Raw genomic sequence first — 13,545 nt, forward strand, 5'->3', positions numbered from 1 at the left:
GAGCCAGCTAAAAACAAGTAAAATAAGGAGAAGTCTGTATGTCAAAGCTTCACAGTACACTATCACGACGTGACTTTATGAAAGGCCTGGGTCTGGCCGGAGCCGGACTGGGCGCGGTTGCCGCATCAGCACCGGTATTTCATGACGTGGATGAATTAACATCCCTGGGTTCAAATGTTAATAGATACCCTTGGTATGTTAAAGAGAGGGAATTTAAGAATCCGACAGTAGAAATTGATTGGAACGTGCTGTCTCGTCAAAACGCCAACAATTTTAAATCCCATGCCAAGCCTACCCCGGCTGATTATGATGCGGCTGGTGTGGTTGGTCGCTATATGTACGACCTGGAAACACCTGCAGAAGCCTTGATCCTCTATGACTATTGTGAAAAAGAATTCCCCGGCTGGGACAAAGGTTGGGGCGGTTCAGGAGATGTTCGCACTACCGCTTTGGATAATGCCTGCAAATTTATGATGATGGGTATGTGGCCGGGAGATATGTATCAGGGCGGCAAACGCATAAACGTTCGCAATGCTATCATCGCCGCCGGCGGTACCGGTTCTTACAGTTCATTCCTGGGGCCGCAGTGTTTCTCAATCCGCCCGCAGGATGTGGGTGCTTCCCGTTGGCAGGGTACGCCGGAAGAGAACTACAAAACCGTGCGGAATGCCTTCCGTTTCCTGGGTGCCCAGGATGTAGGCTGTGCTGAAATAGACAGCGATACTGTTAAATTCTTCCACAGGGCCAAAGGCGGTGCCAGTGGCATGTTTGCCGGGCAGGGAGATGCAGGCGGTAAACAGGTTGCGTTCAAAGACATAGATGTACCCTACGAAACAGGCGACGAGTATGCCATACCCAACAAATGCAAATATATTATTACCTTTACTGCCCGCCAGAGTTTTGAAGGTACCCGCCGTCAGGCCGGCATTACAGAAGGTTTTGCGGTCTGGTATTCTTATGCCCGCTATATAAAGATGATGTGCCATATGCAGGAGTTTATTCGTGGCCTTGGTTACGATTGTCTGAATATGAGCGGTTTGTGTTTCTCAAATCCTCTGTCAGCCATAACCGGTTTGGGTGAGCATGGGCGGATGTCTTCTCCGACTATTCACCCCAAAAACGGCACTACTAACCGGGCCAATGGTTGGGCCTTCCTTACCGATATGCCTATAGCTCCCACCAAGCCCATAGACTTTGGGGCATACAAATTCTGTGAGACCTGCGGTATCTGTGCAGATTCCTGTCCCTTTGGCATTATCCAGAAGGGGCCTTCTACTTGGGAAAACCCTGATGCTGCCGGTAACGGTTTGGCGCAGGGTCAGTTTAGAGGTTGGCGTACTGACAATGTAAAATGTCCGCATTGTCCCACCTGTCAGGGTACCTGTCCCTTTAACTCCACATCGGAGTCCTTTATCCATGATATGGTCAAAGTTACTACTACCAATCTTCCCCTGTTTAACGGGTTCTTTGCCAACATGGAAAGGTTTATGGAATATGGCCGGAAACCGCAGTGGGAGTTCTGGGATATAGAACAGCCCACCTATGGTTTTGATACCACGGCCTAGTAAAGTGAAAGGATAAGAATATGTATTTTATAGGTTTAGCTGTTGGAGCTGTATTTGCCCTGTCTATTTACTGGCTCATCAAGCAAAATAAGAAGATTACCTGGTGGCAATGGCTGATTGCCCTTATCGCTACGATTGCCCTATTTGCGGCAGTCCAGCATTTCTACGGCTCGCTGGCCGAAAATGATACCAAAGCTGCTTGGGTAGGCATGGGTATCTTTGGCATTATTGCAGTGATTTTAGGAGTGGTTGACTGGCGTCTGATAGCCGGAAACAAAGAAAAAGTTTAATCAAAAGTCTTTCGGGTTCAATAAGCGGGGGTATTAATACCCCCGCTTATTTATTTGTAAAAAATGTAGCTTAGACACTGAGGCAAGAGTTTATCAGATACCTCGAACTCCCCGTCTAACTATTTACGTACAAATGGCCTGTCCTATTAAAGGCAAGCCACATTATTAACTTTGGTGGAGACGGGGGGAGGGTTGATCCCTCCTTGAAACGCGGAAACTAGAGTTTGCGAAAGGTTGATTGGTATTAATCCAGTATATTTGATGAAGTAAAGTTATCGCTGGGGATTAGAAGTAGGGATTGTGGTCAAGAATATTTTTATTATCGACTTCAATAATAGAGACATCTCATCCACCATTGGGGGGAAAAGATTGGATCAATACGCTGCGTTGATCTTTTTATAATCGGTTAGTATATTTTCTCTCGATCTTTTGTATGGTATTTGTATAGTCTAAAAAAATACGTAGCAAGTAATCGATGCTTACATTTTGGTGAGAGGTATCACGGATGGGGGGGCAGGTCAGAATAGGCTTTGCACTCCATGCATAGCAGAAAATATTATGCTTCTATTCTAAACTAAGTCTGCTTATGACCATTGCCAGTTTCATTCGGTTATCAACATGCAGTTTATTCATAATATTTTTAAGGCTCTTTTTTACGGTAACATCAGATAATCCCAGTTCATGAGCGATGGCTTTGTTGGTATTGCCTTTCAGCAGGAATTTAATTATCTCTTTTTCCCGGGGCGTGAAGTTGGGAATAGCCATAGCGGTGTCTATACTTGTGGTTGAGGAGTAATGTGATATCGCCAGACTGTCATAGGTGTTTTTCAACAGTTCCATGGGCCAAACGCTATGACCGTCAAAAGTCAGGCGGATGGAATTTACAATCACTCTGCCGGGGCTTTCTTTGGATAAAAGACCCGCTGCCCCATTTTCTATTGCCTTGGATAAATAAAACTCATTGTGAAAGCCTGTAATCATAATGAATGGTATTTCAAATCCTGCCTGACAGCTTTGTTTTATCAGGTCAAAACCGCTTTCGTCTCCAAGGCGTATATCCGCCAGTACAACATCCGGGTTTAGTTTTTTTATCAGGGTCAAAGCGGAATCCAGATTTGTAGCACACCCTACTATTTCCATGTCCGGTTCGTCAGAAACAATATTTACCAGCCCCTGGCAAACTATGTCATGGTCATCGCATATCAGTACTTTTATCTTTTTCTCAAGCATGATTTTTGTACCCCACCGAAAACGGGATAAAAGCTTCAATAGATGTACCCTTGTCTAGCTCACTTTCAATATTAAAACTGCCGTTCATCAGTTCGGCCCGTCTACGCATGCTCTTAAGCCCGCCAAACTTGCCTGATTGCAGAACTTTATATGGGTTGAACCCGTACCCGTTATCAATCACCACCAGCCTCACACCGTCTTCCACCAATTTCAGTATAACATCAATATGACTGGCCTTGGAATGTCTCTGGGCGTTCCACACAGCCTCATGAAATATCCGGTAGATTACCTCGGCAATGGGCTTGGATATCTTGTCAACCTTATCTGTTATCAATTCGGTGGAGATACCGTTTGGTTTTAATGCATTCAGCTCCTCTGTGATAACCGATACTAAGCCGCCTTCTGATAAAACAGACGGATATAGCTGTTTGGTTATCAAGCGGCATTCTGCGATGGTTTTTAATATAATATCGTTGATTTCGGTCAGGGATTTACGGGTTTTTTCTGAATTCGTATCATCCTGTTTGGCATTTTCAACCAGTTGGCATGATCTCATTAGAAGCTGGATTACTCGGTCATGCACTTCACAGGCAATCAGTTCTCTTTCGTTTTCTTGGGAACTTACATAGGCTGAAGCGAGCTCTTTTAGCCGGATTTTATTGCTTTTGAATTCCCGCTCAAGTTTATATTGGTCAGTGATATCCATTACGATAATCCCCAAGCCATCTCGTACAGGGAAACGCATTGAATTTATATATTTGTTTCCCCCTGCAGTTGGCCAAGCCTTGATATTGAGGCTTATCTTGGGTATGCCAGTCTTCAGTACCTGTTTATAGCTATGTATATGAATGGGGGGTATACCGGGGGCAATATCTATTATGTTTTTGTTCAGGACTTCTGCACGGGACTTTTTACCCAGCAATTGAATCCCTTTGGTATTTGCCTCGATGACCCTTAGATTTTTATCCAGTAGATAAAAGGCAATCGGAGCTGCATCCAGCAGTTCCTTAGCGCAGTCATCTAAAATAGGCGGACTAGCACTATTATCTGTGTCAATGTTGCTTTCTTCTCTCAGCATAAACCAACCTAACTAATAATATTATACTCGAAAATAATAGCTTTGGTAGATACCGCTGTAAATCCGCTTTAACAACTAATATGCTTATTTCTGTCTACGCATTTTGGGTGCACCTGTCGGGCAAAGTGAGTACCTAAAAGTCCAGTAAAGATACGTGTTCTGTACAATTACGCAATAGATTGGGGAGTGTTAGCCTAAGTTGCCAATGGAATCGGGATCATACCTTTAGGGTTGCTCATCTTTTTAATGGGTGAGTATTCTATCCGTCTGAATAAACCGGTGGCCTATTAGACAGGCCGCCTGAAAGGTGGGTGGTCAAAGCATATAAGATTGGCAACCAATCTATTCTCGCCTTCCTCGGTACAATTTATCAGAATCCTTGTTAGTATCAAATATATGTTCAGGAGGTAATACACATGCATAGTTTTCATTCAACAGTAAGCAGAAGAGATTTTATGAAAACTCTCGGTTTGGCTAGTGCCGGTATTGGTGCAACGGCAGCAATATCCCCGGTGTTTCATGACATGGATGAAGTTATAGCGTCTCCTACCGCAGGTTGGAAGCGGGCCTGGTTTGTAAAAGAAGTTGATGAGCCCACTTTGGAGATTGATTGGAATCAGATCCACAGGATGGACAGACGCGGGCAACCCGGCCGTGATGTAATGGCCGGCAGGTCAGACGGATATTACAGTTACTATCTGGAAATTGAAGAATTTGTTAAGAAAGAATTTCCTGACTGGAAAGGTACTACTCTGCGTGACCGTGCCCTTAACGAAGCCTGGTACTCTACCTGGATGGGTACCCAAACTGTCAGAACCCCTGCACCTACACCTGACCAACTTTCCGGCAACACCTCAATAGGTCCTATGCCTAAATGGCAAGGTACCCCGGAGGAAAACCTGCGTACCATTCGTGCTGCTTTCCGCAGCTTTGGTGTTAGCTCTGTAACTGTTGCTCCGGTGGATGAAAAGACTCGTAAATTGTTTTACTCTTATGTGGGAAAGCAAAAAGTTACGTTTGAGGATATAGATTTATTTGAGTCAACTGCGGACAGATTTGCTATTCCCAACAATTGTCAGTGGGTAATTCACTGGACAAACTTGCAGGATACCGAGCTTACCTCCCGCATGCCAAGCCATGTGGGCAGGGCGGGTTTCCCCATGGCTTATACCCATGTAAAGAGGATAGATCTGCTTATTGAACAGTTCCTGCGTGGTTTGGGTTATCAAAGCATAAATGCCGGTAACTATTGCCCGTCAGCCGCTTTTGGCATTATGACCGGCGTTGGTGAGCATACACGCATGGGCACTACCCTCAATTCTCCCGAATACGGTTCACATCTTAGGGGACAGTATCGTGTGGTTACCGACCTTCCATTGGCCATTACCAAACCTATAGATGCCGGCATGGAACGCTTCTGCGAAACCTGCGGTGTTTGCGGAACCCAATGTCCGTTCGGGGCTATTGCTATGGGTGATAAATCATGGGATAACGCCTGTGGTCAAGACTGGGCTTCCGACCAGAGTGTTGGTGGTGATACTTGTATGTGGAACATCCCCGGCTATAACGGCTGGAGATTGGATTACCGTAAGTGCATGGGTAACTGTTGTTCCTGTATGGGTGCGTGTCCTTTTGGCACGGCTGGTGCTTCCATAATTCATGAAGTTGTTAAGGGCACTATGTCTGTTACACCTGTTTTTAACAGCTTTTTTAGGAGCATGTCTGAAACTTTTAACTATGGTCACAAAGAGCCTGAATCGTGGTGGGATCTTCCGCTGGAGCAGATTCCTGCTTACGGCGTCAATCCGGCATTGCTGGTCAAATAAACTTAAGGGGTGCGTGAATAATGTTTGATTTTACTGCAGTTTTGATTACCGGAGCCATTTTGGGAGCGGCAATAACTTTGTTGGTAAACTGGCTTCGCTCCAAGAATATCGGGCTAAAATGGTATGAGTGGCTAATGAGTCTGATTGGTTTGGCATTTGTGATCATGGCCATACAGCACTTCATGGGGTCACAGATTGAAATGTACATGACAGCCGGTTGGTTTGGTTCACTGGCTCTGGGTGCTCCGGCTATTATTCTTTTTGTTATAGTCTGGCGTTTGATTGCAGGCAGGCAGAAAGCCAGTTAACAGACTAAAACCAATATTTGGGGGGGCGTGATTCCCCCCCCCTCTATTTTTAATGAATGGGGCAACTAATGAAAAGCAGGGTGGTTAGTTTAGTAGGCATATTTGTTGGGTTAAACCTGCTGATTACTGGGTGTACGAATGAACCAAGTGTCAAGCCGCCTATTGATGATATATGTCCTGATACTTATGTAAGGATAATTAAAGGTGAGGTATCTGCCGAAATAGCTGATAGCGGTTTACCTGTCAACCCTACTGATACCTTCGGAGCCGGGACTGAGGTAATAATCTTGACTTACTGGATAACCGATGAAATATGCTGTCATGACCTGGCTATAGTTTTGGAATGCAACGGCGAAATAATCTTTACTTATACTCAAACTGTGGGTGAGAGTGATTTGAAAAACCCGGATAATATTGCATTTTATCCGCAACAGGAAAGCGGCTTTTCAGCCGGCAGCTATACCGCAATTGTCTATCTGGATATCTCCGAATTGATACGGGTTTCTTTTAGGGTAATCTGATTTTTATTTTGCTTCCCTAATATTCAAAATATTAGACAATTACAATGTTTAAAGGGGCTTATTGTATTAATTCCAAATCTTAAACTATTATCCCTGAAATAGTACGGTGATGATATTTTATGTAAATAGGTTATCCATGCGAGTTTGTCTGCTTTTCCCTAAGTAGTTTGGGTGCACCTGTATGTGCTAAAAGATATCCAAAAGTCCCAAAAGATTAACTATTGGGTACGATGTAGGTTTTTGTTTTTGTACTTATAATGCAAATCAATACTTGGGAAGGGGGTACATAATTGTGGGAAAATTTCATAGCTCGGTAAGTAGGCGGGACTTCATGAAAGGACTGGGGCTGGCAGGTGCTGGTTTGGGAGTTGCCAGTTCGGCCTCTCCGGTATTTCACGACATGGATGAGGTGATATCCTCTGTTACTTTGCGCAAACTGCCCTGGTATGTCAATGAGCGGGAGGCTGAAAACCTCACAGTTGAAGTGGACTGGGACAAGAAAGAGCGTTATGACAAACGCAAATTCACGGTAGTCAGTCCTACCGAAGCCGAAAGGCGGGTTCAGATTCAGCTGGAGAATATAAAGGCCAAATGGACAACTCCTAATACCGGCATGACAGCCAAGGATTACGCCTTCTTTGCGGGGTCGGCTTCAGATGCCATCGGGGCTAGTGTGCCGCTGACTAAGGGAGATGCCACCCTGATGTATACCTTTGGCGGTACTACCCAGCCGGGCGGGTATAACTACAAGCAACTGGGGCTGCCGCGCTGGTCAGCCACTCCCGAAGAAAACCTGAAAATGGTTACGGCTGTGCTCCGCTTCTGGGGAGCGCAGGATGTGGGTGCTCATGAAATTAATGAAAAAACCCAGAAAGTATTCTATTCAGCAGATACCGGCGGCCGTCCTTATACCTTTGCTGACGTGGATAATGCTTCTTCAGACAGCAGTCATGCTTGCCTTATTCCTAATAAGGCTAAAACCGTTTTGACATGGGTAGTACCGATGTCTAGAGTGGGTCAGTACAGTGCCCCCGATGGTTTCAATATCCTTAACAAGGTTAGCATGGGTATTGGATATTCCATGGGAGATATTATCCAGAACCGGATCCTTTCCTTTCTGGGGGCTTTGGGGTATCTATCTATAAGCCGTAACTGTGGCGGGATGAATGTAGCTCACGGCAATCTGGCCGGGCTGGGTGAACACGGGCGCTTAGATTATCTGGTGAATATGGATTATGGAGCTAATGTGCGATACACAGATTTTGTGGTTACTGACCTGCCTATAGCTTCTACCAAACCTATAGATGCGGGTATTTGGAAGTTTTGCCAGACCTGTAAAAAATGTGCTGAAATGTGCCCGTCCGGAGCTATTCCCATTGAGGGGGATCCGTCTTATACCATTGAGCATCCGGAGTCTAACGGGTACGGATTGAAATCGTACCATGTTAATTACGATAACTGCCATCCTTACCGGGGTAACCCCGGCAGTGTGGTAAACGGCGGATGCGGTATCTGCCAGAATGTTTGTGTTTTCTCCAAGATGGAGGGCGGGAATATTCATGAGGTTATCAAGGCTACTGTAGGTACTACTGACGTGTTCAATTCCTTCTTCCGTCAGATGGACGATTTCTTTGGCTACGGGGAATTCAAACAGGCGGACGAATTTTGGGACACTATGCCTAATACCTATGGTACTTTTGTGCCTTGGGGTCGGGGCAATTCCATGCCGGGTAAATAGGTGTAGGAAAGGAAGTACTAAAATATGTGGTTTATAATCGGTTTAATAGTAGGCGGGTTGGTACTGGGGTTTCTGTGGTTGATGAACCGCAACAACTTTAGCCTTAAATGGTACGAATGGCTTATCGGCCTTGCCGGGGTGGTACTGCTGCTTTTCACCATTCAGAATTTCTTTGGCAGTTTGGCCGAAATAGAAAGCAAAGCAGCCAGTATGTTTTTGCTGGTAACCGGACTTCCTTCAGTTATATTGCTGGCATTAACCTGGCAATTGGCCAGTAGGAGGCTAAAGAAAGCCTAAGGTAAACTTGATAATAGGTTTAATTAAGGGGGAGATGCATCTCCCCCTTAATTAATTTCATCCGGTCATTACCGGTGCTTTGCGTATAAATGCTTCATCAAATACAGGCCATACTTACCGGGCTAAGAGCATTCTACCCGGAGATAATAGCTCTGTAGGCGCGATTGCAGATACATCTTTGTAACTTACCTGTTTATTTCTGTCTACGCATTTTGGGTGCACCTGCCGGGTAAAGTGTGTACCTGAAAGTACAGCAAAGATACGTGTTCTGTACGATTACGTAACAAATACAGGCGTGTTAACCTTAATTATCAATAAAATCTAGCTTATACCTTTAAGAATACTCACCTCTTTGCTGGGTGAGTATTCTATGTTGTTTGAGTAAATTGGTGGTCTATTTGTAGGTTACCTGAAAGGCGGGTGGTTAAAGCACATAATACAGGTAGCAATCTATTCTTACCTTCCCCGGTCTATTTTATCGGGATTATTGTTAGCATCAAATATATATTCAGGAGGTAATACCCATGCACGGTTTTCATTCAACAGTAAGCAGAAGAGATTTCATGAAAACTCTTGGCTTGGCTGGTGCTGGTATTGGTGCAGCGGCAGCAACACTTCCAGTCTTTCATGACCTGGATGAACTTATGTCTGCATCGCAAGCTCAACATAAACAACCTTGGTTTGTTAAGGATGTTGATAAGCCAACTATAGATATTGACTGGAGCCAAGTTGTCCGTTCCGACAAGAGGATAAATGGCCATGATGGTATACCCTACCTTGCCCCTAGTGGTGGTTGGCATGCCACAGGTGACAGAATTGCATCGTATCCCGGCGGAGATGCCAATAGAAAACCAGCCGAGGATTATATCAAGAGCAAATTTCCCGATTGGAAGGGTGACACCCTTAGAGACCAGGCACTGCGCCAAACGGTCTGGACAGTCAAAAGAACCCCGACCCCGTTTGTGTGCAGTAAGCTGACTTACTCTCCGGAAGAATATGGTCTGCCCCGCTATGAGGGTACTCCCGAAGAGAACTATATCATGATACGAAACCTGCTTCGGTTTTGGGGTGGTGGCAAGATTGGTGTTATCAAGTTAGACCAGGACACCCGTAAAGTGTTCAATGCCAATTCAAGTAATAAAGATATTGTCTTTGAAGATGTTGATGAGGCTTATGAGACCACTACTAAAACAGTGGTACCGAACAAGAATGAATATCTCATAGTCGCCCTTTTTACCGCTCAAACTGTTTTAGGCCGCCGCTGGCCTTCACTCCAGAGTAATGCAGCTGTAATGGGGGTCTATAACTTCCTGAGCTGGGCAGAAGGGAATTTGCAGGAGTTCCTCCATGGCATTGGCTATGAGGCTAATATCGTGGATAACATTACGAATTCCGAACCCTGCGGCTTAATGGCCGGAGTAGGGGAAAATGTCCGTATGGGATATACTGTAGTATCTCCTGAAACTGGTGCTATGGCAAGGTGTGTTTTGCGAGTAATTACCGATCTGCCTCTAGCTACAACTAAGCCGGTAGATGCGGGTCTCAACCGCTTCTGCAATACCTGTAAGATATGCGCTGAAGCCTGCCCCTATAATGCTATTGTACTTGATGATGCTCCCTCTTGGGACAACGCGGCTATCCCGGGAAGCCCTCCCGGATTTAATGGTTGGCGCTTGAAGGCGATGTCATGTGCCCACTGCGGTTCAGCCTGTCAGGCAGTCTGTCCGTTTAATGCACCCAGAGAGACTTGGATTCACTCTCTTGTGGCGCCGACCGTAACCGTTACGCCCGTGTTCAATAAATTCTTCGCCGATATGGAAAGAACATTCGGATTTGGAATGTGGGAACCTGAGTCCTTCTGGACTGAAGAAGAACAGCCTATATTTGGTTATATAGGCGGAATACTAGGTAATTAAAGGAGGTCATAATATGCTTTGGTTTTTTGTTGGATTTATTGTGGCGGTAGTGGTATTGCTGCTTGTTTCCTGGCTAAAGAATAAAAATATCAAATTAGTTTGGTATGAGTGGGTCATCGGTATAGTTGGGTTACTATTAATCTTAGCAGCAATTCAGCATTATGCCGGCGCATTACGTGAAGGTTTTGCCAAGGCGGCATTGTTGGGTAGTTTGTCTTTTGGTATACCGGCAATAGTCTTGTTTGTTGTAGTTTGGCAGCTTATTTCTAGAAGACGGCGCGCTCAGACCTAAAGCTACCACATTTCTGCTGACTTTTTGGTTACTAGCCTTATGCCAGCGGCTGTTATTTGATAGATGATAGCTAGGAGAACCGAGTAGTAGCAATTTAGGTAGTACTACTGGGGGTTTATTAAGGGGGAGATGCATCTCCCCCTTAATTTTATTTCCCCTAGCTTTGTTGGAGACGTGGGAGGGTTGATTAGGGCCTGAGTGGTGGCTGGAGTTTATATAATCATGACGGATTCTTATACTACTTGTGTTTTAAAATTATTCCCATTCCTTTCCATCAATTGCTCTATCAATATCCTCTGCAGCATCAATCTTAACGTTGCCGGTTATAACTCTTGTATCAAATCGTTTGGATCCTCGGATTGAATATTTAGATTTTTTAATATATTCAGTCAAATAAAAATTATCAACGAAGTAAAAAGTGTGTTTTTTGCCTACCGCCCAACCATGTTTCAGACCATGTTTGCAGGCTCACGCTCACTTTTCGGACCATATCCCCTATTTGATAAAATTCTTGTATATTCGTATAAGTACTTTCCATAAGTGCAATTATAATACCATCAAAATGATAAAATAACTAACATTACGTAATAGAATAACATGACAGATAGTATTGACAGTTACGTAATAATATTTTACACTTAATTTGTAGTTTAGATCTTTAGAAAACCTTATTAACTCTGCCGTATTGACTAAGGCAGCTTGTTTATTGGATAGCACTTTATTATCTCTGGGTATGACCAAAAAGTGAATGGTTTTAGTTCTGAATATTATGAATAGTTAAAAATGCATGATTAATGTTTAGTGGCAATTTGGTGTCTGACTGGTTTGAGCATTTTCATAGAAAAGTATCCATGAATATTGCCTTTACTATATCTGTTTAATCTAAGGTGATATTGCCGTAAAAGGAGGTGACCGGGCTGGGGATTTAAATAACAGTTTCCTTTAAACTTTCTGAATAGCGTTGTCATTATTAATCAGTTTTAAAATTGTATAAAGAGGTAACACAATGTCTAGATTTCACTCTTCGGTGAGTCGCCGGGATTTCATGAAAGCCTTAGGTATAACAGGTGCCGGGATAGGTACAGCGGCCGTAGCCTCTGCCACATTTAATGATATCGACGGGATGATAACTTCTGGTGCTGCGCCTAAAAGACCTTGGTGGGTTAAAGAAGCAGATAAAGCAACTGTCGAATATGACTGGAGTCAGATTGAGCGGTTTGACGCCCGTAAGGTTATGAACAGTCCCATGGGACCGCCCCAATGGGTAAGCACTGAAGAATGGGCACGGGTACAGAAAATTGCGGCGGATAATCAGGCTGACTGGATAAAAGCCGGCAAGCCGGGTTATACCCTGCGTGACCATGCCTTGTATAAGGGAGCGATAGGTGGCGAAGGAAGCCCCGGGGTTACAAATTACTCTTGGTTGGGTCCTCAGAAATCTCCTACCCCCGAAAAACTGGGTACAACATCCTGGCAGGGTACTCCTGAAGAAAATACCGCCATGCTCCGCACAGCCTTGCGCTTTTTCGGGGCGGCTGATATAGGTATACTGGAGCTGGATGAAAACGTAAGGAAGCTGGTTTATACCTATCCGAGAGTAGCCCCTTACAAGCGTTATGAATTTGAAGAAGTAGACAAGGGATATGAAGATGACGAGAAGTGGGTTATTCCCAGCAAGAAAAAATTATATGTGGTGACCATAATAAGCCAGTCATCTATAGATGGCTATACCACTACTCCTTCATGGATTCAACGAGCTGCTTCAGATAATACTGTCAGACTCAATGCCGGCATACTGGCCGCCACTCAGGAATTTTTAAGGACTTTGGGTTATCAGGCTATGGCTGGGCATGAACGAAATGCCATTGGGCCTGCTCCGGCTTTTGCGGCTCTTTCCGGCTTGGGTGAGCTATGCCGCAATACTCAGGTGCTTACTCCTGATTATGGCCTTATGATTAGGGCAGTCAGACTGATAACTGATCTCCCCTTAGCCCCGACCAAACCTATTGATGCCGGTATCTGGCGGTTCTGCCATGACTGCGCTAAATGCTCTGAAGCTTGTGTCTCACAGGCTATACCTCACGACAAAGAGCCCTCATGGGATGTTCCGGGCGGCTGGAATAATCCCGGCAAGAAAGTTTGGTATGTTAATGCGGTGAAATGCCAGAGTACCCGTGAAATGTTAACCCGTGACTGTGGTTTATGCATGACTGCCTGTGTGTACACCAAGAAGGATTATGCCGGTATCCATAAGATTGTTAAGAGTACCATTTCTACCACTGGGCTTTTCAATGGTTTCTTCAAAAACATGGATGACCAATTTGGTTATGGTACTGAATTCGGGCCTGACCATAATCCCCTGCAGGGTGATTTTAACGAAGGTGCCGAAGATTTCTGGGTTAAAAATATGCCCCAGTTTGGTGTTAACAGCATGATAGGTCTTAAGAATAGGTAATAGCTGTTCTGAGAGAATAAAGGAGTTTA

General features: G+C 44.6%; 12 protein-coding genes. 10 read left to right on the forward strand and 2 right to left on the reverse strand.

Annotated elements, in window-relative coordinates:
• Nucleotides 1–38: 38 nt before the first annotated feature.
• Nucleotides 39–1,565, forward strand: a complete 1,527-nt coding sequence (locus WC259_RS00720) for a reductive dehalogenase (RefSeq protein ID WP_011309917.1) — start codon at nucleotides 39–41, stop codon at nucleotides 1,563–1,565.
• 20 nt (nucleotides 1,566–1,585) lie between these two features.
• Nucleotides 1,586–1,855 (forward strand): hypothetical protein, encoded by a 270-nt coding sequence (locus WC259_RS00725; protein ID WP_011309916.1) that lies wholly within the window; start codon nucleotides 1,586–1,588, stop codon nucleotides 1,853–1,855.
• Nucleotides 1,856–2,419: 564 nt separating this feature from the next.
• On the opposite strand, the gene WC259_RS00730 is transcribed toward WC259_RS00725, so the two are convergent.
• Together WC259_RS00730 and WC259_RS00735 are read right to left on the reverse strand one after the other, a co-directional pair.
• Nucleotides 2,420–3,085 (reverse strand): response regulator transcription factor, encoded by a 666-nt coding sequence (locus WC259_RS00730; RefSeq protein WP_059279984.1) that lies wholly within the window; start codon nucleotides 3,083–3,085, stop codon nucleotides 2,420–2,422.
• The gene (locus tag WC259_RS00735) at nucleotides 3,078–4,163 is read right to left on the reverse strand and encodes an ATP-binding protein (RefSeq protein ID WP_059279985.1); all 1,086 of its coding nucleotides are present in this window, start codon (nucleotides 4,161–4,163) and stop codon (nucleotides 3,078–3,080) included. Before WC259_RS00735 ends, WC259_RS00730 begins: the two co-directional genes overlap by 8 nt.
• A 416-nt stretch (nucleotides 4,164–4,579) precedes the next feature.
• On the opposite strand from WC259_RS00735, the gene WC259_RS00740 reads away from it, so the two are divergent.
• The 8 genes from WC259_RS00740 to WC259_RS00775 all read left to right on the forward strand — a co-directional run bounded on the left by WC259_RS00740 (nucleotide 4,580) and on the right by WC259_RS00775 (nucleotide 13,516).
• Nucleotides 4,580–5,989: a reductive dehalogenase gene (locus WC259_RS00740; RefSeq protein ID WP_059279986.1), complete on the forward strand. Its 1,410-nt coding sequence runs from the start codon at nucleotides 4,580–4,582 to the stop codon at nucleotides 5,987–5,989.
• A gap of 20 nt (nucleotides 5,990–6,009) precedes the next feature.
• The gene (locus WC259_RS00745) at nucleotides 6,010–6,297 is read left to right on the forward strand and encodes a hypothetical protein (protein ID WP_059279987.1); all 288 of its coding nucleotides are present in this window, start codon (nucleotides 6,010–6,012) and stop codon (nucleotides 6,295–6,297) included.
• A gap of 68 nt (nucleotides 6,298–6,365) precedes the next feature.
• The gene (locus WC259_RS00750; RefSeq protein ID WP_059279988.1) at nucleotides 6,366–6,818 is read left to right on the forward strand and encodes a hypothetical protein; all 453 of its coding nucleotides are present in this window, start codon (nucleotides 6,366–6,368) and stop codon (nucleotides 6,816–6,818) included.
• A 292-nt stretch (nucleotides 6,819–7,110) separates the two neighbouring features.
• On the forward strand, nucleotides 7,111–8,556 hold the full coding sequence (locus tag WC259_RS00755; RefSeq protein WP_152638896.1) for a reductive dehalogenase: 1,446 nt from the start codon (nucleotides 7,111–7,113) through the stop codon (nucleotides 8,554–8,556).
• 24 nt (nucleotides 8,557–8,580) lie between these two features.
• Complete coding sequence (locus tag WC259_RS00760; protein ID WP_059279990.1) at nucleotides 8,581–8,853, forward strand: hypothetical protein; 273 nt, start codon at nucleotides 8,581–8,583, stop codon at nucleotides 8,851–8,853.
• Nucleotides 8,854–9,377: 524 nt separating this feature from the next.
• Nucleotides 9,378–10,769, forward strand: coding sequence for a reductive dehalogenase (locus tag WC259_RS00765; RefSeq protein WP_015407327.1), 1,392 nt, complete (start codon nucleotides 9,378–9,380; stop codon nucleotides 10,767–10,769).
• 13 nt (nucleotides 10,770–10,782) lie between these two features.
• On the forward strand, nucleotides 10,783–11,061 hold the full coding sequence (locus WC259_RS00770) for a hypothetical protein (RefSeq protein ID WP_015407326.1): 279 nt from the start codon (nucleotides 10,783–10,785) through the stop codon (nucleotides 11,059–11,061).
• 1,006 nt (nucleotides 11,062–12,067) lie between these two features.
• Nucleotides 12,068–13,516, forward strand: coding sequence for a reductive dehalogenase (locus tag WC259_RS00775; RefSeq protein WP_372642796.1), 1,449 nt, complete (start codon nucleotides 12,068–12,070; stop codon nucleotides 13,514–13,516).
• The last annotated feature ends 29 nt before the right edge of the window (nucleotides 13,517–13,545 follow it).

Origin of the sequence: Dehalococcoides sp. (genome assembly GCF_041654235.1) — a bacterium.
GTDB classification, from domain to species: Bacteria; Chloroflexota; Dehalococcoidia; order Dehalococcoidales; family Dehalococcoidaceae; genus Dehalococcoides; species Dehalococcoides mccartyi_B.